Raw genomic sequence first — 19,027 nt, forward strand, 5'->3', positions numbered from 1 at the left:
CAGCCATGAATTGCGGTAATGGCGCGCGCTACCCGCAAGGGTGCTGTCGTGCCACGCAGTTCAAATTTCGTTCAAAGCAGCATCGCTGCCCCCGTCGCCGGGGGCAGCTGGGTTCTCATTCCGCCGGGATCGCGTCGGCGCGGTCGCTGAGAGGGGCGGACAGACGGTTCAGCATCTCCTTGGGGCAGACTTGCCGGAACCGGGTGATTTCGTCCGACCAGTTGCGCAGGATTTCCTCGCCCCGGCGCGAGCCGGTCTCGGCCACGTGCTGCTCGATCAGATCGCGCAGGACACCCTCCCAATGGGCGCTTTCGACATTCACGGCGATGATGCTCTCATCGTTCATGCGCACGTCGAAATCGCCTGCGATATCATAGACGAAGGCCATGCCGCCGGTCATGCCCGCGCCGAAATTATCCCCGATCGAACCGAGGATGACCGCCACGCCGCCAGTCATGTATTCGCAGCCGTTCGAGCCGCAGCCCTCGATCACCACCGATGCACCGGAGTTGCGGACGCAGAACCGCTCACCCGCGCGCCCATTGGCGAACAATTCGCCCGCCGTGGCACCATACAGCACCGTATTGCCGATGATCGTGTTGCTGGCGGCGGTCAGCGGGCTGCCCAGAACGGGGCGAACCACGATGCGACCGCCCGACAAGCCCTTGCCGACGTAATCATTGGCATCGCCCGAGACCTCAAGCTTCAGCCCCGGTGCCGCGAACGCGCCCAGCGATTGCCCGGCGGAACCTTCCAGCTTCACCGTCAGATGGCCGCGCTGCAAATCGTTGCGCATTCCGAAGCGTCGCACGATATGCGACGACACGCGGGTGCCCACCGTCCGGTCGGTGTTTTCGACCGAATAGCTCAACTGCATCTTTTCCCCATCCTTGAAGAACGGCTGCGCGTCGTGGACGATCTTGGCATCCAGGGTGTCCAGCACGCTCTGGCGCGGCTTGTCACGGTCATAGATCGTGCCCCGCTCCTCATCCACCGCGATCAGCATCGGGTTGAGATCGAGGTCATCCAGATGCGCCGACCCGCGTGAGACCTGCGTCAGCAGATCCGCCCGGCCGATCACCTCGTCCAGCGACCGTGCGCCGATGCTGGCCAGCACCTCACGCACTTCCTGCGCGTAGAAGGTGATCAGGTTCACGACCTTGTCCGCGCTGCCGGTGAACTTGCCGCGCAATTCCTCATCCTGCGTACAGACGCCGACGGGGCAGGTATTGGACTGGCACTGACGCACCATGATGCAACCCATCGCGATCAGGGCGGCGGTGCCGATGCCATATTCCTCTGCCCCCATCATCGCGGCGATCACGATGTCGCGGCCTGTGCGCAGGCCACCGTCGGTGCGCAGCGTCACGCGGGAGCGCAGGTTGTTCAGGCTCAACACCTGATGCGCCTCGCTGACACCCATTTCCCACGGCAAACCGGCATGCTTGATCGAGGTTTGCGGCGACGCCCCCGTTCCACCGTTGTGGCCCGAGATCAGGATGACGTCCGCCTTCGCCTTGGCCACACCGGCGGCGATGGTGCCGACGCCGGTCTGTGCCACCAGCTTGACGCAGACCTTGGCATCCGGGTTGATCTGCTTGAGGTCGTAGATCAGCTGCGCCAGATCCTCGATCGAATAGATATCGTGGTGCGGCGGGGGCGAGATCAGCATGACGCCGGGGGTCGAATGGCGCAGCTTGGCGATCATCTCCGTCACCTTGAAGCCGGGCAACTGCCCGCCCTCACCGGGCTTGGCGCCCTGTGCGACCTTGATTTCCAGTTCCTGACAGTTGTTGAGGTATTCCGCCGTGACACCGAAGCGGCCCGACGCAACCTGCTTGATCTTGGCCGAGGGGTTGTCGCCGTTCGGCTCAGGGCTGAAATGCCTGGGATCCTCGCCGCCCTCACCGGAATCGGATTTCGCGCCGATGCGGTTCATCGCGACGTTCAGCGTCTTGTGCGCCTCAGGCGACAGTGCGCCCAGCGACATGCCGGGTGTCACGAACCGCTTGCGGATGGAGGTGATGCTCTCGACCTCATCCACCGAAATCGGGCTGTTGCCCGGCTGGAAGCCCAGCAGATCGCGCAGGTGGATCGGCGCACGTGCCTGCATGGAGCGGCTGTATTCCTGCCAGATCTTGTAGCTGCCCCGGTCACAGGCGGCTTGCAGCATATGCATGCCCTGAGCCTCCCACGCATGGGATTCGCCTGACCGGCGCGCCTTGTAGAACCCGCCCACGGGCAGAATATCCGTGCCGCTGGCATAGGCGCGCGCGTGGATGTCGAGCGCCTTTTGCTGGATGCCGTGGATGCCGATGCCGGAAATGCGCGACGGCATTCCGGGGAAGAATTCCGCGCACATCGCGCGCGACAGACCCACCGCCTCGAAGTTCAGGCCACCGCGATAGGATGAGATGACGGAGATGCCCATCTTCGCCATGATCTTGAGCAAGCCTTGGTTGATCGCCTCGACGAAGCGGTCCATCGCCTGTGACAGCGGGCCGTCCATCAGGCCCCGTTCGATCCGGTCGGCAACGGAGTCCTGCGCCAGCCAGGCGTTGACGGTGGTCGCCCCCGATCCGATCAGCACGGCGAAGTAATGCGGATCGACACATTCGGCCGAACGCACATTGATGGAACAGAAGGTCCGCAGCCCCTTCGCCGTCAGCCCCGAATGCACGGCGGAGGTGGCGAGGATCATCGGCAGCGCGACATGCTGCTCGTCCACATTCTCATCCGTCAGGATGATGTGGTTTGCCCCGGCGCGCACGGCCTGCTCCGCCTCGGTCCGCACCCGGTCCAGAGCCTCGCGCATACCGTCCTTCTGTGCCGCGAACGAGCAGTCGATGACAGCGGCGCTGTCCCCGAAATATGTGAGCATGCTGTCCCAGCGCGCATTGGTCAGAACAGGGCTGTCCAGCGTCAGGATCTCGGCCTGCGCGCCAGTCTGGTCCAGCACGTTCTTGAGGTTGCCGAACCGCGTTTTCAGCGACATCACGCGATGTTCGCGCAGGCTGTCGATCGGCGGGTTCGTGACCTGGCTGAAGTTCTGGCGGAAATAATGGCTCAGCGGGCGGTACTTTTCGGACAGGACCGCCTGTGGCGTGTCGTCGCCCATCGAGCCGAGCGCCTCCTTCCCGTCCTCGACCATTGGATGCAGGATCTGCTCCAGCAACTCGATGTCGTACCCGGCGGAGATCTGGCGCTTGCGCAGATCCTCGCCTGTGCTCAACACGGTTTCCGTCGTGACCTTGGCGATGTCGTCCAGATTGCTGATGCGACCCACCCACTCACCGAAGGGCTGCGAGCCGGCGAGTTCGTCCTTCAGTTCAACATCGTGCAGCAGGATGCCGCGCGCCATGTCCACGCCCAGCATCTGGCCGGGGCCGAGCGCGCCCTTTTCGACGATGTTCATCTCATCCACCGGAACCATGCCCACCTCGGACCCGGCGATGACCATGCCGTCACCCGTCACGACATAGCGCATGGGGCGCAGGCCGTTGCGATCCAGCCCGGCGCAGACCCAGCGCCCGTCGGTCATGGCCAGCGCGGCGGGGCCGTCCCATGGCTCCATGACGGAGTTGGAGTAGGCGTACATCTCCTCCCACTCCTTCGACATCTTGGTCGCGGTCTTGGACCAGGCCTCGGGCACCAGCATCGTCTTGGCCATCGGGGCATTGCGGCCCGCGCGGACCAGTACCTCGAACACTGCATCCAGCGCCGCGGAATCGGACGAGCCTGCGGCCACGATCGGCTTGATATCCTCGGCCATGTCCCCGAAATAGTTCGAAGCCATGCGGATTTCGTGCGATTTCAACCAGTTAAGGTTGCCCTTCAGCGTGTTGATCTCTCCGTTATGGGCCAACATGCGGAAGGGCTGAGCCAGCCACCACTGCGGGAAGGTATTGGTGGAATACCGCTGGTGATAGATTGCAAACGCGCTCACGAACCGCTCATCCATCAGATCGGGATAGAACACGGCGACCTGCTCGGCCAACATCATGCCCTTGTAGATGATGGAGCGGCACGACAGCGAACAGATGTAGAGCTGCGGGACCTGTGCGGCCATGGCCTCCTTCTCGATCCGGCGGCGGATGACATAGAGCTCGCGCTCGAACTCATCCTCGTCCACGCCCTTGGAGTTGGAGATCAGGATCTGCTCGATCTCGGGGCGTGTCGAATTGGCCTTCTCGCCCAGGCACGAGATCTCGACCGGCACGTGCCGCCAGCCATAGATCGTGTAGCCCATGCGCAGGACTTCCGTTTCCACGATGGTACGGCAGCGTTCCTGTGCGGCGAAATTCGTGCGCGGCAGGAAGATTTGCCCGACCGCGATCAGCTCCCCCCGGTGGGTGTGACCCGTGCGCTCGATCTGATCCTTGAAGAACTCGACCGGGATTTGCACGTGGATGCCCGCGCCGTCGCCGGTCTTGCCGTCGGCATCGACCGCACCGCGGTGCCAGATCGCCTTGAGCGCGTTGATCCCGTTCTGCACCACCGCGCGGGAGCGGGAGCCGTCTACATTGACGACCAGCCCCACGCCACAGCTGGCGTGCTCTTCCTCGGGCAGGTACATGCCGCGCGCGGCCAGATCAGCGGCGCGTTCTTCGTAGGAAGCGGCCCATTCGGCATCGTAATTTGTCATGGTCATGCTCCTTAAGTGGTCACGCCGTACAGCGCGAGAACTTCGGCCCTGTTCATCAGTTCGCGCGTTCCCGCGAAGGTGAAGGCATCCGGTTTTTCATCAATGAATATTTCGCGGGTCATGGTCAGCCCGTTCGCATCGTCCAACAGGCCGATGGGTATTTCATAGGTGCCGGCATGCGGCACGTCGGCGGTGACGCGATACCACAGGCCGCTGCCGCATTTGTCGCACCACGCGCGCTCCGCCCAGTCCGAGGACTGGATCGTGCGCACATGTTCCGCGCCTGCAATCGTCAGATCGTCCTGCGGCACGCTGACCGACAGCAGCGCAGAGCCCGCCCAGCGGCGGCACATCTCGCAATGGCAGGTCCCGTATTCATGCGGCAGTTCGCCGATGGTCAGGACGACAGCCCCGCACATGCACTTTCCCGTCGCCATGTCACCTCTCCCTCCACCCGGTTCCGGGGAACCGTTGAGATTGCGTTTGCGGCCTTGCGTCTGAATGCCTGACCCATGTTGTCCGTGCTGCGCCGCCGCCTGCCTGGTGCAGTACAGCTATGGCGCGGTCGCACCGCTTCTGTCGAACTGTTCGGTACTCTACTCCGCCGCGACGGGTTTTGACGTTGCGGCAAATTGCGACAGGATCGCCTCCGCCGCCTCACGCCCGTCGCGGATCGCCCAGACAACCAGTGAGGCACCGCGCACGATGTCCCCCACCGCATAGACGCCCTTCATCGGGGTTTCATGCGTGCGGAAATCGGCCTTTACCGTGCCCCAGCGGGTGACTTCCAGTTCCGGCTGACCCCACAACGCGGGCAGATCCTCCGGCTCGAAGCCGAGCGCCTTGATGACCAGATCGGCATCCTCGACATAATCGCCGCCGGGGATTTCCTCGGGGCTTTGCCGACCTGTCGCATCCGGCGCGCCGAGGCGCATTTTCGAGACCATGACACCCTTGACGCTGCCCTCGCCGGTGAATCCCTTGGGCGCGGCGAGCCAAACGAATTCGACGCCTTCTTCCTCGGCGTTCTGGGTTTCGCGCTGGGATCCCGGCATATTGGCCCGGTCGCGCCGGTACAGGCACTTGACGCTGGTGGCCCCCTGACGGATCGCCGTGCGCACGCAGTCCATCGCCGTGTCACCGCCGCCGATCACCACCACGCGCTTGCCCTCGGCGTTCAACTCACCATTCTCGAATTCGGGCACGTGATCGCCCAGCGTATGCTTGTTCGAGGCGGTCAGATAGTCGAGCGCGCGCACGATTCCTCCCAGACCGGCACCCGGCCCCGCCAGATCGCGGGATTTGTAGACGCCGGTCGCGATGACGACGGCATCATGCTTGTCCTTGATGTCGCTGAACGAAATATCCTCACCGACATTGACGTTCATGCGCAGTTCGACACCGCCTTCCGAGAGTTGGGTGTTGCGCCGCTCGGTCACGTATTTTTCCAGCTTGAAGCCGGGAATGCCGTAAACCATCAAGCCGCCGGCGCGGTCATAGCGATCATAGACCGTGACCTGCACGCCCGCACGGCGCAGCATGTCAGCTGCGGCCAGGCCCCCCGGACCCGCGCCGATGATCCCGACACTCTCGGTACGTTCCCGCGCAGGCTGGATCGGCTTGACCCAGCCCTTTTCCCACGCGGTGTCGGTGATGTATTTCTCGATGGAGCCGATGGTGACCGTGCCGTGGCCCGACTGTTCGATAACGCAGTTCCCCTCACACAGGCGGTCCTGCGGACAGATGCGGCCGCAGATTTCGGGGAAGGTATTGGTGGCCTGGCTGATTTCATATGCCTCGTGCAAGCGCCCCTCCGCCGTCAGCTTCAGCCAATCGGGGATGTTATTATGCAGCGGGCAATGCGTCTGGCAGAACGGCACGCCACATTGGGAACAGCGCGAGGCTTGCTCGGCGGCCTTCGCGTCCGCGAACTGTCGATAGATCTCGTCGAAATCCTCGGTCCGTGCGTCGGCTTCGCGCTTCTCCGGCATCAGCCGGGGCACATCGGTGAACTTCAACATCACTTGCTTGGCCATATTCACTTTCCAGTATACTGATATCGCGTCATCCTCTCATGGAGCGGACGCACCTTTCAGGCATTTACGGGGGTTAGTATAACAGGGCGGGAACAATATAAAGTCATAAGTGCTGACCTTATGCGAGGATATTTTTCTGAGAGCACGGCGATAGCGGCTCCATCGCCGAATTAATAGGTCCGATCCGGACCTATACTGTCGATTCACAGGGGGCACACACCACTATAGCCTAGCGCCGAACCCGATTCGCCGTTTGGAAACCAGATGCCCCTGTTTGACCTTCTGCTTCTCGCCTTGATCCAGGGTATCACCGAATTCCTGCCGATTTCCTCCTCAGGCCACCTGATCCTGCTTCCGGCGCTGATGGGAACGGCGGATCAGGGCGTCACTCTGGATGTCGCGGTGCACATGGGCACGTTGGTGGCTGTTGTCGCGTATTTCCGGGCAGACGTCGCACTGGCCTTGCGCGGTGGGGTCGATGTGTTGCGCGGTCGGTTTCGCACCAGCGCGGCACGGCTTGCACTGACATTGGCCGTCGCCACGGTTCCGGTGGTGATCGTCGGGCTGATCCTGAAGCTGACGGGGATGAGCGATCAGTTGCGCTCCATCGCGGTGATCGGCTGGGCCATGCTGATATTCGGCGTCGTTCTGTACTGGGCGGACAGGATCGGCGCGCAGCGGCGAAAGGCGGAAGGCTGGACAATCCGCGATGCCCTGATCATGGGCCTGTGGCAGGCGGTCGCGCTGATTCCCGGTACGTCGCGATCCGGGATCACCATCACGGGCGCACGGTTTCTGGGCTATGATCGTATTGCCGCCGCGCGGCTGTCGATGCTGATGTCGATCCCGACGATCCTGATGGCGGGCGGGCTGATCGCACTGGATATTCCGCCAGCCAGCCCCGAAATCTGGCGTGACGCGGCCATCGCTGCGGTCTTTGCCGGAGGTGCAGCCCTGATCGCGCTGACGCTGATGATGCGATTCCTGCAGACGGTCAGTTATACGCCCTACGTGATCTACCGGATCGTGCTGGGCCTGATCCTGTTGGGCGTGGCCTACATTTAACGCAGGTTTTTCGCCGATTCCAGAATCTCGGAATACTGCCCGTGCGGACGGTATGGCCACATATAGCTGTCGAGGATTGCATCCATGTCGCGGGGTTTGATGTTCAGATCGGCAAAGGTATTGACCCCTTCGCCCACGACGTTGTCCTGGCCGAGCTGCCGCACCTGGTCCAGCGTCAGGATGGAGTTCGGGATCAGTCCGAAGGTCAGCTTGGACACAAGACCGAACAAGCGCGCCTGGAGCCGTGCCGCCCACATCGGGATGGTCAGCAGAACGCGGCGGCGGCGGATAACGGTGACCAGGCGTTGCATCAGCTCGCGGAAGGTTTCCACGTCGGGTCCGCCCAGTTCGTAGATGCCCGGCGCCGCATCCCCGCGCAGCACGGTCGCTGCGGCCATGGCCACATCGTCCACGAACACCGGCTGGAACCGGCTGGTTCCGCCGATCACGGGCAAGACCGGCACCTTGGTCGCCATCCGGGCAAAACGGTTGAAGAACTCGTCCTCCGGCCCGAACACGACCGAAGGGCGCAGGATCGTCGCGTCAGGAAACGCGTTCAGAACAGCGCGTTCGCCCTCACCCTTGGTGCGGGCATTGGCGCTGTCGGAGCTCGCATCGGCACCGATGGCGGACAGGTGAACCAGTTTCTGCACCCCGGCGGCCGCGGCTAGGCGGGCGATGCGTCCGGCCCCCTCGACCTGAACCGTGTCCAGCGTTTGCTTGCCATGGGGGTAGAGGATGCCGACACAGTTCACCACGGCCTGCGCTCCACGGATGGCGGCGGCGGTCGAGTCCTCGTCACGGATGTTCGCCTGAACCGGCTGGACCTGCCCGACATTCCCGTAAGTCATGGTGAATATCGCTTCGTTCGGGCGGCGGACCGCAACCCGGACACGCCACCCTTCCTTCGCCAGGGCCTGCACGATGTAGCGACCGACGAAACCGGACCCGCCAAAGACCGTGACGATCGGGGCCGTGACTAGGGTGGTGTGGCTGCTCATTGCGCGCTCCTGCATCTGTTGCAAACGTGAATACTTGGCGACGCCCCACGCGGCAAGGGTGTATCAGCCCACAAGCAGACCCAATGCGATGGCCCACATGACGATTCCGACCAGCGCATCCAGCACCCGCCAGGCCGATGGACGTGCGAATAACGGTCGCAGCAGCCGCGCGCCGTAGCCAAGGGCAAAGAAGAAGCTGAACGATGCCAGAACCGCTCCCGCGCCGAAGGCCCAGCGAAATGGGTCGAACTGAGTCGAAACCGACCCGATCAGCACCAATGTATCGAGATAGACATGCGGGTTGAGCCATGTCAGCGCCAGACACGTCGTGAGGACCGGCCACAACCGCGCAGGCGCCTGCTCGGCAGGCTCCAACCCGTCTGACACATGCAGGGCGGCGTAATAGCTGCGAAGCCCGTAGACCAGCAGGAACGCGACGCCGCCATATCGAAACAACGGCTCGATCCACGGGGCCGCCGATACCAGCGCCCCGAAGCCGCCAACGCCCCCCAGGATCAGCAGCGCATCGGATGCCGCGCAGGTCAGGCAGATGGCAAAGACATGCTCCCCCCGCAGGCCTTGCCTGAGGACGAACGCGTTCTGCGCGCCTATCGCCAGGATCAGTCCCAGGCTCAGCCCGTAACCGGCAAGAACGGCTTCGATCATTTATAATTCTCCCCTGAGGGTAACCTGATAGCCCGACCTTTGGTTGAGAGGAACGGTGAATATTGTCCGCGCGGCGACGCTAAAAATGTCGAAGCCGCGCCGCGCCTCACCTCATCTGCATCCTGAGATGACTTTCTGACGCAAATGCCGTTGACACCCCCCCTGAGCAAGGCTAAACGCCCCTTCACGACACCTGCCCAGGTGGCGGAATTGGTAGACGCGCTGGCTTCAGGTGCCAGTGTTCGAAAGGACGTGGAGGTTCGAGTCCTCTCCTGGGCACCACAAATTTCCTTAATTGGCTTCGAAAGTCCAATAAAATAAGGGAATTTGATAGTTCTCGCACTGCGGGATGCCCAATTTGCTACACATTTTGCTCCCACTTTTGCTACCCACGGCTTTCGGGCACCGCGTTGTCAGATATGCCGAGTAACAGTTTCTCTCGCCCTCGGGGTCACAAAATCACCGGGGAGAAACTTATACAGCGACTAAACGCCGGCACCGCATTTGCGCTAATCCAGCTTGATCAGCGTTCGTAGTGACCAATCCTCCCTCCTCAGATGGCTTTACAAGGGGTTCAGCTTCTGGTCCGCGAGCAATACTGGCGGGTGTGATGGTCTTTGCGCAGGAAGTTCAACCGCGCTCCGGATAATTTCCGAGCAATCCTAACCGTGGCGCGCTCAACTCTGCATCGCTCATTCCTTCAGCTCGCGCGAGAAAGGACATTTGCTTGTGGTTGGATAACCGCTCCAAGGTCGTGAGGAGCTTGATCAGGGTGAAGGTGTAGAATTCGACAACTTCCTCCGCGCTGCCAGGCTCGGTGGGCGTCTTCGTCCATAGCAGCTCTCTTCCGTAGTAAGCTTCAAGATCCCGGCTTTTGAGGTCTTGGACGACGACGATCTTTCGAATGGTAATTTCCATGCGGGCATCCTCAGCTCTGGTATATTCGTCAGGTCAAACCGCTCGAGACAGGATCTTGCCCCTGCTACCCGAGCGGCCATGGGTGTCCTGATGTGCTTTCGATCAGGACCCATTGTTTATCCCGGCAAGCGTGCTGCGAGATCGCTAAGTCGCGCACCATGCCACCGTAGAGATGCTGCGAACTGGCTGTTCAGCGCGTCGGCTTCGGCGAGCAAATCGCGCATTTCCCGAAGTGCTTTCCCCCCGCCGAGCGTATCGGGATTGATCCCATCCAGCAGTCGGTCCGCGGTGCAATAGGCATCGACCCCCCTTGCACCTGCGACAAGGTCCAGGAGTTCGGTGAGGCTGTTCCCATGGCGCCGCAGAAAATCCTTGGCGTCGAGCGCAACGAGAAGAAGGCACTCAGAATCGACCATTTTGTTCATGTTATTCTCCAGGCACGAAGGGCCGACCGACTGGCCGAACTATGGCCTTGTGCCGTCAAGATCGCCGACAAGCTTCGTCGGCGATGTCAGGGTTATCGCTGGGGGTTACGCCATGGCTTCACGGGTGATGGTTGCATTCGAACCTTCAAACGCATGGCGCAAACCATCTGACAGCAGGCAAATTTCCTCGACGACGGGGTCGAGAGGGTCGATCGCTGCAAAGTGCTCCATGTATGGAAGCGCGGGATCGTCGACGTTCTCCAGAGAGATCACGTCCAGGATCTGTTTCAGCATTATCCGCGTGCGCCGCGTCAGGCAGCGATCGCGCAGGAGCAGTTCGACGCACCGGTCGACAAGCCGTGCGGTTTCACAGCCTCCCAACCGATGGGTTGCATACCACAGCCCCTCATAATGGGCGGAGATGAAAAGGAGGATCGGCTCAGGAGAAGACACATGTGAATTTTCCTCAACGAAGGCGGATTTCGGTTCAATTTTCATGAAAGGCTCCGGTTGGTTTCCGCGTCATGCGCGGGTCAAGCAGTCGATCCGGATGCCACGTGTTCTTCGATACCCTCCACTTTATCTACCTCGAGATCGGCTCTGCTGTCCGCTGTCTCACAGAGATGACAGCGGGCGGCCAAGCCCGATCTACGCCATCGTAAGGAGCGTCAGGGGAGCAGAAGGTTGCGCACTCGGCCTACACCCGCTCCGACCCTCGTTCACCTTGTCCCGACGCGCCGCCGGGCGGCCTTTCGATCCGTCTCACACCCAAGGGAGACGGATCGACAGGCCGCTTGCGCGCGCGTTCGCCCTGTAAAAAAAATTCGCCCACCGCCACGTTTTTCTGCATCCGAGCGTTTCTGCCGAAAATGCGATCGACCGATCTGGTTAGGACACCGAGCATACAGGAGAGCCGTCGTGTCCAAGTTTTCTATCTTTCAATCATTCCACCGTGCCTTTGGAGGGGCGCCCCACCCACACGAGACCGATGACGCACCAAAAGCGTCCACACGTGTCAAGATGCCGAAAGGCGAGAGCAAGCTTCAATGGCACCAGCCTTCACCGCTCCCCCATGCCGAAGCCCCGGCGATGGATTATCCCTTGAACTGTTTGAGCCCTGGGCTCCTAAAAGTGGTTCAGGCGATCAGCAACAAGACACAGGCCCCGGAGGCAATCGCGGCGCAGTCGGTGCTCGCAGTCGTATCGCTGACAATGGCCGGCCGAGCAAAGGTCCAGACCCTTGGCTCACCTTCCAACGCGGCATGCTATTTCGTTCTCGTCGCACTTTCCGGAGAACGGAAAAGCGCAACGGACAAGTGGGCGATGGGGGGCGTGAACCGCACCGTTCTGGAACTTCGTGAGGAGCATGCAATGCGGCTCAAAGAGCACAAGGAACAGCTCGCAGCCTTGGAACGGGGTGAACCGAAGCCCCAAGAGCCGGTGTGCCCGAATTTCGTTGTTACTGAGCCGACAATCGAAGGTGCTTTCAAAGCAATTTCTTCCGGTGCGGGGTTCTTGGGATGGTTTACCGACGAAGCCGCAACATTCTTTGGTGGTCATTCAATGTCCCAGGACAAACTGGCTCTGACCTGCGGAATCATCTCCAAGCTCTGGGACGGCGCCTTTTTCATCCGGCCGCGTGTGACCCAGGAGGGCGACGGTTACGTTCCGCCTACATCCACGACGCTGAACCTGATGTTCCAACCTAACTTAATACGCCAGTCCTTCGGGAACGAGTTCATGCTCGGGCAAGGCATCCTCGCGCGCATGCTGCCGGCCTGGCCCGAAAGCAACATGGGGAACCGGCGCTACCGGCGCCCCGATGCCTCCGATGACGCCATCGTGGAGGGTTTTCAAGACATCACCGCCGAAGCGCTGCGCAACACCTTGGACAACCCCAGCGACAAGACGCTCGAGCTCTCCGAAGATGCCTTTTCAGCCTGCGTGGCCTTCCACGATGATATCGAGGTCGAACTCGGACGCGGAAAATGGGCAGCAGATATCAGCAGCTTCGCCGCGAAAGCCCCGGAACATGCATGCCGGATTGCAGCCCTCATGACGCTCTACGAGGACCAAGAGGCGACCGAAATCTGCAAGGAAGCGATGGAGAATGCCATCGGTATTGTCAAATACCACCTGGGGCAGTTTAAGTATCTCTGTGTCGCTGGAACGAATGAGGAAACAGTCACCCACGCTCAGAAATTGCTTGATTGGCTCAAGAGCAACCTCGTCCCGGGAAGCGGTTTCGCTACCGACCTCATCCTTCAGAAAGGTCCCGTCCGGACCCGGAACCAGAAGTCGATGGATCAAGCTCTTCCAATCCTTATCGAGCATGGATGGGTCGCTAAGCTCCCGGAGGGAACTGTGGTGGACGGGAAGAAACGCCGTCGGGCCTACATGCTCAATCCCAAAGCATGAGGTCGTCATGGCTGCCGCCCGGGGCCATCACGAGCGAATGCGTCGGTCTGTTGACCCTCACGCGCTCTATTGAGCGGCGGTTCACGGAGGTTGAAGCTCTATAGAGAAATTGTTGAGAACGGGTTGGTCCCACCCCGTGCGGGTGGAATGGACCCGTATTCAATACATCAGGAAAATGAACCTGGTTTCAGCGAGTTGCGGCGGCTGGCGGAGACAGAACCGAGATCCTGTTCAAAGGCGCAAGGTGGACGAATACGATCGCCGAGAGGCGACGAACTTTATATGATCCCGGGCAGCGCGAACGCCCTGAGCGTGGTCATAGCTTGCCATCGTGGTTGCCGGATTCCGGTTGTCGAGCAGAACGGGCGCGATGTAACCGCCTCCGAGAAGCTCTTCCGATGCCTCAGTGGCCACGTTGTCCCGGACGCGATGCACGCTGACACGGACCCCAAGATGCGCATGGGTGAGATTGCCCACGAGACAGCCCAGTCGCGCGGCCGAAACTCTTGCACCGACCTCCAGAATGCTTGGGAACATCGCGTTACCGTCATCGAACAGCGGACGGAACACCCGGTTGTATTCGTCGATGGCATCCCAAAGCCCCGGACTCTCCAGAACCCGGTCGTATCCTCCATACTCTTTCTCGTATTCCCGGAGTTTCAGCGCGCTCCCCGGAAGCCTGACATGGAGGCACGGCCACTCAAGGAGCATGATGGTCCGGCCTATTTCAAAATGCGACAGCGCCCTCGCCCGCTGGGGCACCGCCGCGGCCAAGGCGAGGAGTAGGCCATTGCGATAATCGCGCGCTGCGAAGAGATCCCTCGGCCCCAGGGCGCGGGCGTTCCCGACGATCTCCATTCCCAGGTCGAAGATCGTCGATGCGCCGACCAACTGTTCGCCGGTTTTTGTCGGACGTCCTTCGACCTTACCCCGAGCGTTGAGGCCGGAAATCACGTGCTCGCAGGCCACGCTGGCGAACCCTGGATCGCATGCGGTGGAATATCCCGACAGGATGCGCCCGAGATAGTCACTCGCGCTGCGCTTCGAGACGCCTTCCGCGCTCAGATCGCAGGCGTAGGCATGAAAGGTCATGCCCGCGGGCCTGATGTCATTTCCTGAGCCGTCGCACCACGCAAGCCAGCGCAGCAGAGCGTGCGTGACGGAGTTCAGATGATCTGCGCTCCACTTGAGCTTCCGGTTTCCTGGCTCGGAACCCATCCTTGCAACCAGCCCGGGTTGCCATTCATCTGGGAGACGCCCGATCAAGGCGAGAAGGGAGTCCGTTTTCGACCTCCTTTTCATCTTGGGGGCACGCTGGCGCTGCCGACGGACGATGGCGATCATGGAAGCGTAAGGCATGCCCCAGAGGGCCGGAGCCGCCGTCTGGACGCGGTGCAGCTTGAGAGCAGCGAGATGGGCGCCGTGTTGAGTCGAACATTCCGCGAGGTAGTCGTCCATCTCCTGTCGCGTGGGAGGAACCGTGAGCGGTCGTGCCCCGCCCCGCCACCCCGAGAAAGCCCGGAGCTCATGCAGGACTGGGTCCGGGTCGAGATCCGGCCGCTCCTCCCTCAACGCAGCACGGACTCCTTGCAAAATGCAGGCTGCGGCAGAGAACGGTTCATTTCCAAGAATTCGTTTCATCAGATTCCTTTCTTTTTGAAGGCCTTGGGGTGTCGCGACTTCTTGTCCGCCAGGTATTTTTGCCAGCGATCGAGCGCGAGGTTCTCATCGATTTCAGCATAGAACGTGAGGGTCGTCTCGAGGCTTGTGTGGCCGAGCAGACGCTGCACGTCGGGCAACCGGTCCGGGTCTTCCTTCAGCCAGAGCCAGCCGAGGAAATGGCGGTAGAGATGCGGGTTCATCCGAATTCCTGTGATCCGGTGCGTATGACGCATCAGCCGCTCCAGCAGCCCCACGAAGGGCTTGTCCCGGCCAACACTGGACCCCTGTGCAGGGAACAGGAAGGGGTTGCGTTCGTCGCCCGCGCGGAGGGCCTTCGGGCGGATCTTGTCGAGATACAACCGAAGCCGACGCGATTCATTTTCCCCCAGGGGAATGGGCAAATCCGGATCATCGCTGGTGCGCATCTTGACCTCAACATTCGGCACCGTGATCGTCGCAAGATCCCCGCGCCAGGAGATCCATGAGAGCCTTGCCCAGGTCAGGTTTGCCTTGCGCGGCGCTCGGGCAAGCAGGATATCGCTGGCGAGCACGCACATGACGTCGCGGGCCAGTTCGGCGTCGATCTGGTCGATGCGTTTCGCGCCGCGCTTTCTGCGGACCCGACGGTCCAGCTCGGAATTGATCTCCTCGATAAGGATCTCTCCAAGGTCGAGCAGGCGTTGCTGTCTATCCCCGATGATCTGGTGGAGCTTGTTCTTGTTACGTTTCGTGATCCCCTTTCCGCCGGCGGCGTAATCCTTGATCGTGGACGCGATACTTTCGATCTCTTTCAGGTCCCGACCGACGTAATCGCGGGCCAGCTTCTTTATCGCCTTACCGAGCGTCGATGCGTAGCTGCTCGGGAACTCGCCCCCGCTATTGCCCACCTGGACGGCTTCAAGAACGCCCTCGACCACGGCCGGATCGGTATATTCCTCGACGCACTCGATCAGGTATCCGGTCGCGGCATAGAGTGCCTTCGCTCCCGCGATCAAAATGCCTCGGCGGTTCGCGAGCGTCTCTTGTGACCACGTCTCGTCCTCTACGAGGAAACCGGTTGAGCGACGCTCCTCCTCGGTCTTCTTTCGCCGGTTTGGCTTTGGTTTCAGTAGGGCCAGCTTGCTGGTCATAGGGCGTTGCGGCTGGGTCTTATCCAGTTCATTAAGAAATGCCTCGTAGGAGAGCCCGTCACGCGACTCCTCGCCCATAGCCCATCGCGCAACAGGCCCGTCGAATTGCTGGAGAAGCGGTCCCAGGACCGACGTCGGGACCCCATATTTGTCCCTTCCATCGTCGAAGGGATGATCCACCGCGGGGAACTGAAACTCCGAAAATGTGGCCTCCGAAGAAAGGCGGGTGCAGAGGGCGGCTACGCGCTTGACGTGCTTGCGGCAGACGGCCTCGGTTTTGTTTCCATCTGCACAACGCTGGCGATAATATTCCTCCAGCAGGGACTGAGTAATCTCGATCGGAAGCAGGCCCGCCTGATCCAGGAAGTAAAGGAATGAGCCAGAGATCAATTTCATGTCTTGGGGCAGATCAGAATTTTGGATGTCCTCATGAATTTTCCGGTAGAGTCCGATGACGTCGCGGATGCCCGGCTTTCGGTTGCTGCCACAGCCAGCATCGATCGCTGCCAGGACGTCGGCCTTGTAGTTATGAAAACTTCCCTTTGAGAGCCCGAGGGTCGCAGGAGACCACTGCGCGAAACATTTGATAACTTTGCCGCGGTCCACCTCATCGATCTCGGGAATCCACCGTGCGGCACCAATCACTTTTTTCAAGCGCGACACGAGCGTTGCGTTCCGGCGATCAAGGGTCGTGTCGCCGGTTTTCTTAGAAAGCCGAGCAATCAGCTGGGCATAGGTCATGCGCGGCTCGGAATCGGACAGTGAAACATTCATCGCGTCGCTAAGGGACTCGATTGTGCTCCGATCTGGACGATGGCCGGGCCGGCTTAAAATATCCGAAACGGCTCTCGGATTGAGCCCTGCCTGCACGGACAGGGCACGCATAGATTGTCCCGAGGTATCGAGGTGGTGGCGGAGTTGGTCTTGCAGCGACAATGTTTTTTCCTTTCCCGTTGCCGGGGGCTCACTCGAGATCGAGATCCGCCCTCCACACAGGGCGGATTCGATGCTCGAAGAGCTCCAGCCATTCGGGATGGATCAGCCAGGACTTACCCACCTTCGTGGCGTCAAGGTGAATACGCCCGCGTTCGGTGACACAGCCCGTCACGATCCAGTCGCGGATCGTTCTGGGGTGCTTTCTCAGAACCAGTGCCACATCATCTACAGTCAGGTATCGATCTTCGGTCATCGTCTCGTTCTCCTTTTCTTCGAGGGACTTACTCCCCACGCATTGAGAACAAAGCGAGGACGGAAAGAATTTGAACGTCTTTGGAAATTTCCGTCGCATTCGGCGCTGGACGGCTGCTAATCCTGCGAACAGAAGTCGAAATTCTCAGGATTAGCAGGCACCACAACATCTCGGCGGGACTGAACCTGGATTGACGAAAACATGGGGCACCAAAGGGTTTCGAGATGGTTCGATATTTGGCGCAACTCCGATGCACCTACTGGCTGCCGCATCATTCGCCAGGTCCATGAACCGGCGTGTGGCACGGGTGGTTTACTGGCACTCTCCGAGGAGCGATCCTTTACAGGTGGGGCGCTCGGAAGCGTTTAGACGGTCCGCGAAATTCTTCAGTCGCTCACCGTGATATATATCTTCACCCGGCAAGGGGTTTCGTGAAACATGATCTCGCCGCCGAGGCGGGCCGTCGCAGCACGCAGTTATCGCGCCTCTTCCTCGAGTTCGGCGCATGTCCTGTCTGAAGTGGTGCGGTTAGTGATCCCACCAAGATAAGATGCAAATCAGCACTTTGCGGGTAATTCGGGGCCTGTTACTGATCTCTGGAGAGGTGCAGAATGGCAGACAGCGGCAACAACGAGAAGCCGAAGAAGAATCGTCGGCGAGGGAACACCCTGGAGAATTGGGAGGTCGCGATCGTGAAAAGCATGATCGCCCGCGGCGCGCCTTTCACGAACGATCAGGACATTCTCGCCTATTTCACCCGCCCCACCCGCTCCGTGAACCACCGACTGATCAGCGAAATCCGTGGGCAGGCGAAACACAAGAGCGTCAAGCCTGCGAGCGACGAGGACCTCGACGCATTTCTTACGACTTGGCCAGACATCGACCATGAGACCGGCCTCAGCGTCCGCGGCGACGAACTCCTGATCAAGGCACGGGAGGCCATGATCGCCGCCGTCCAGACGTTCAACAGCGCGGGACTGACGTTTCGCGCGGAGCTCTTCATCGTCACCTCGATCATCGCCTGGACCTATCTCCTTCACGCATGGTTCAAGCGCCAGGGGATCGACTATCGATACCAAGGCCAGAAGACTAAAGAAGGTGCCGACAAGTTCTGGGAACTGACCCACTGCCTGAAACAAGGCAAATGCCCTGCGAAGGGAGGTGTCGCGAAGAACCTCAAGTTCCTGGTTGAGATCCGGCACGAGATCGAACATCGCTCGACGAGCAGAATTGACGATGCGCTCGGCGCCAAGCTCCAGTCCTGTGCACTGAACTTCAATGACCTTCTCAAAAGGGAGTTCGGCGCCCAATACGGCCTCGAGAAGCGCCTGCCGATCGCGCTCCAGTTCGTGTCGTTCGGCGCAGAACAGCGGTCCGCCTTGAAGAAGGCGGCCGGACTGCCGAAGAACCTCGAGGCGGCCATCGATGCCTTTGAGAATGGATTGAGCGAAGAGCTGATGAAGGACCCCGCCTACCGGATGTCCTACGGATTCGTGCCGATTACAGCGAAGAACCCCGGCGCGGCAGATACAGCCGTGCAGATCGTCACCCCTGGCAGCCCAGAGGCAGGCGAGATCGAGAAGATCATCCTCAAGGAGGTGAACAAGACCCGCTACCCACCCGGCAAGGTCGTAGAGAAGGTCCAGGCAGCCGGATTTCCGAAGTTCAAGATCCACCAGCACACGCAGCTTTGGCAGAAGCTCGATGCAAAGAAGGACGGCAAGGGCAACGGATGCATTGGCGACTATGGCAACTGGGTCTGGTTTGACCGATGGATCGATGAGGTCATCGCCCACTGCGGGGCGGAAGGCGATCGGTATCGATGATCACGGCATGGCCGAACGAACTGGAGATTGATCGCTCTCAAGCTCG

General features: G+C 60.7%; 14 protein-coding genes and 1 tRNA gene. 4 read left to right on the top strand and 11 right to left on the bottom strand.

The features are described 5' to 3' along the window. Nucleotides 1-115: 115 nt before the first annotated feature. The 3 genes from gltB to H1S03_RS04590 form a co-directional block, all read right to left on the bottom strand. On the bottom strand, nucleotides 116-4,645 hold the full coding sequence (gene gltB / locus H1S03_RS04580) for a glutamate synthase large subunit (protein WP_185803366.1): 4,530 nt from the start codon (nucleotides 4,643-4,645) through the stop codon (nucleotides 116-118). Nucleotides 4,646-4,656: 11 nt separating this feature from the next. After that, nucleotides 4,657-5,082 (bottom strand): GFA family protein, encoded by a 426-nt coding sequence (locus tag H1S03_RS04585; RefSeq protein ID WP_249777806.1) that lies wholly within the window; start codon nucleotides 5,080-5,082, stop codon nucleotides 4,657-4,659. Nucleotides 5,083-5,241: 159 nt separating this feature from the next. Next, complete coding sequence (locus H1S03_RS04590) at nucleotides 5,242-6,681, bottom strand: NAD(P)-dependent oxidoreductase (RefSeq protein ID WP_185803367.1); 1,440 nt, start codon at nucleotides 6,679-6,681, stop codon at nucleotides 5,242-5,244. Nucleotides 6,682-6,945: 264 nt separating this feature from the next. Between H1S03_RS04590 and H1S03_RS04595 the strand changes: the two genes are divergently transcribed. After that, a complete protein-coding gene (locus H1S03_RS04595) occupies nucleotides 6,946-7,746 on the top strand; it encodes an undecaprenyl-diphosphate phosphatase (RefSeq protein ID WP_185803368.1) in 801 nt (266 codons plus the stop codon). Here H1S03_RS04595 and H1S03_RS04600 read toward each other — a convergent pair. After that, nucleotides 7,743-8,747, bottom strand: coding sequence for a complex I NDUFA9 subunit family protein (locus H1S03_RS04600; protein ID WP_185803369.1), 1,005 nt, complete (start codon nucleotides 8,745-8,747; stop codon nucleotides 7,743-7,745). The two genes, H1S03_RS04595 and H1S03_RS04600, sit on opposite strands and share 4 nt — an antisense overlap. Before the next feature lie 63 nt (nucleotides 8,748-8,810). Then, the gene (locus H1S03_RS04605) at nucleotides 8,811-9,413 is read right to left on the bottom strand and encodes a LysE/ArgO family amino acid transporter (protein WP_185803370.1); all 603 of its coding nucleotides are present in this window, start codon (nucleotides 9,411-9,413) and stop codon (nucleotides 8,811-8,813) included. A gap of 195 nt (nucleotides 9,414-9,608) precedes the next feature. Between H1S03_RS04605 and H1S03_RS04610 the strand changes: the two genes are divergently transcribed. After that, nucleotides 9,609-9,695 (top strand) — tRNA-Leu (locus H1S03_RS04610). Nucleotides 9,696-10,043: 348 nt separating this feature from the next. On the opposite strand, the gene H1S03_RS04615 is transcribed toward H1S03_RS04610, so the two are convergent. From H1S03_RS04615 to H1S03_RS04625, 3 genes are all read right to left on the bottom strand, one after another. After that, nucleotides 10,044-10,331, bottom strand: coding sequence for a hypothetical protein (locus H1S03_RS04615; RefSeq protein WP_185803371.1), 288 nt, complete (start codon nucleotides 10,329-10,331; stop codon nucleotides 10,044-10,046). Between the two features lie 116 nt (nucleotides 10,332-10,447). Beyond that, on the bottom strand, nucleotides 10,448-10,756 hold the full coding sequence (locus H1S03_RS04620; protein ID WP_185803372.1) for a hypothetical protein: 309 nt from the start codon (nucleotides 10,754-10,756) through the stop codon (nucleotides 10,448-10,450). Between the two features lie 105 nt (nucleotides 10,757-10,861). Next, nucleotides 10,862-11,254 carry a hypothetical protein gene (locus H1S03_RS04625; RefSeq protein ID WP_185803373.1) on the bottom strand — a complete coding sequence of 131 codons (393 nt, stop codon included), beginning with the start codon at nucleotides 11,252-11,254 and terminating at the stop codon, nucleotides 10,862-10,864. A 420-nt stretch (nucleotides 11,255-11,674) separates the two neighbouring features. On the opposite strand from H1S03_RS04625, the gene H1S03_RS04630 reads away from it, so the two are divergent. Then, the gene (locus H1S03_RS04630) at nucleotides 11,675-13,174 is read left to right on the top strand and encodes a DUF3987 domain-containing protein (RefSeq protein ID WP_185803374.1); all 1,500 of its coding nucleotides are present in this window, start codon (nucleotides 11,675-11,677) and stop codon (nucleotides 13,172-13,174) included. Nucleotides 13,175-13,405: 231 nt separating this feature from the next. On the opposite strand, the gene H1S03_RS04635 is transcribed toward H1S03_RS04630, so the two are convergent. From H1S03_RS04635 to H1S03_RS04645, 3 genes are all read right to left on the bottom strand, one after another. Beyond that, nucleotides 13,406-14,632 (bottom strand): hypothetical protein, encoded by a 1,227-nt coding sequence (locus H1S03_RS04635; RefSeq protein WP_185803375.1) that lies wholly within the window; start codon nucleotides 14,630-14,632, stop codon nucleotides 13,406-13,408. Between the two features lie 182 nt (nucleotides 14,633-14,814). After that, nucleotides 14,815-16,902 (bottom strand): site-specific integrase, encoded by a 2,088-nt coding sequence (locus H1S03_RS04640; RefSeq protein ID WP_185803376.1) that lies wholly within the window; start codon nucleotides 16,900-16,902, stop codon nucleotides 14,815-14,817. Between the two features lie 28 nt (nucleotides 16,903-16,930). Beyond that, nucleotides 16,931-17,155: a helix-turn-helix domain-containing protein gene (locus tag H1S03_RS04645; RefSeq protein ID WP_185803377.1), complete on the bottom strand. Its 225-nt coding sequence runs from the start codon at nucleotides 17,153-17,155 to the stop codon at nucleotides 16,931-16,933. Nucleotides 17,156-17,766: 611 nt separating this feature from the next. Between H1S03_RS04645 and H1S03_RS04650 the strand changes: the two genes are divergently transcribed. Then, on the top strand, nucleotides 17,767-18,981 hold the full coding sequence (locus tag H1S03_RS04650; RefSeq protein ID WP_185803378.1) for a DUF3644 domain-containing protein: 1,215 nt from the start codon (nucleotides 17,767-17,769) through the stop codon (nucleotides 18,979-18,981). Nucleotides 18,982-19,027 lie beyond the last annotated feature (46 nt).

Source organism: Pontivivens nitratireducens, from assembly GCF_014235845.1.
GTDB classification, from domain to species: domain Bacteria; phylum Pseudomonadota; class Alphaproteobacteria; order Rhodobacterales; family Rhodobacteraceae; genus Pontivivens; species Pontivivens nitratireducens.

What these genes read in the sequence shown, in the direction of transcription:
- H1S03_RS04650 (WP_185803378.1), top strand. Translation starts at nt 17,767, where the DNA reads ATGGCAGACAGCGGCAACAACGAGAAGCCGAAGAAGAATCGTCGGCGA.
- H1S03_RS04620 (WP_185803372.1), bottom strand. Translation starts at nt 10,756, where the DNA reads ATGAACAAAATGGTCGATTCTGAGTGCCTTCTTCTCGTTGCGCTCGAC.
- gltB (WP_185803366.1), bottom strand. Translation starts at nt 4,645, where the DNA reads ATGACAAATTACGATGCCGAATGGGCCGCTTCCTACGAAGAACGCGCC.
- H1S03_RS04600 (WP_185803369.1), bottom strand. Translation starts at nt 8,747, where the DNA reads ATGAGCAGCCACACCACCCTAGTCACGGCCCCGATCGTCACGGTCTTT.
- H1S03_RS04645 (WP_185803377.1), bottom strand. Translation starts at nt 17,155, where the DNA reads ATGACCGAAGATCGATACCTGACTGTAGATGATGTGGCACTGGTTCTG.
- H1S03_RS04595 (WP_185803368.1), top strand. Translation starts at nt 6,946, where the DNA reads ATGCCCCTGTTTGACCTTCTGCTTCTCGCCTTGATCCAGGGTATCACC.
- H1S03_RS04635 (WP_185803375.1), bottom strand. Translation starts at nt 14,632, where the DNA reads ATGGACGACTACCTCGCGGAATGTTCGACTCAACACGGCGCCCATCTC.
- H1S03_RS04590 (WP_185803367.1), bottom strand. Translation starts at nt 6,681, where the DNA reads ATGGCCAAGCAAGTGATGTTGAAGTTCACCGATGTGCCCCGGCTGATG.
- H1S03_RS04615 (WP_185803371.1), bottom strand. Translation starts at nt 10,331, where the DNA reads ATGGAAATTACCATTCGAAAGATCGTCGTCGTCCAAGACCTCAAAAGC.
- H1S03_RS04605 (WP_185803370.1), bottom strand. Translation starts at nt 9,413, where the DNA reads ATGATCGAAGCCGTTCTTGCCGGTTACGGGCTGAGCCTGGGACTGATC.
- H1S03_RS04625 (WP_185803373.1), bottom strand. Translation starts at nt 11,254, where the DNA reads ATGAAAATTGAACCGAAATCCGCCTTCGTTGAGGAAAATTCACATGTG.
- H1S03_RS04585 (WP_249777806.1), bottom strand. Translation starts at nt 5,082, where the DNA reads ATGGCGACGGGAAAGTGCATGTGCGGGGCTGTCGTCCTGACCATCGGC.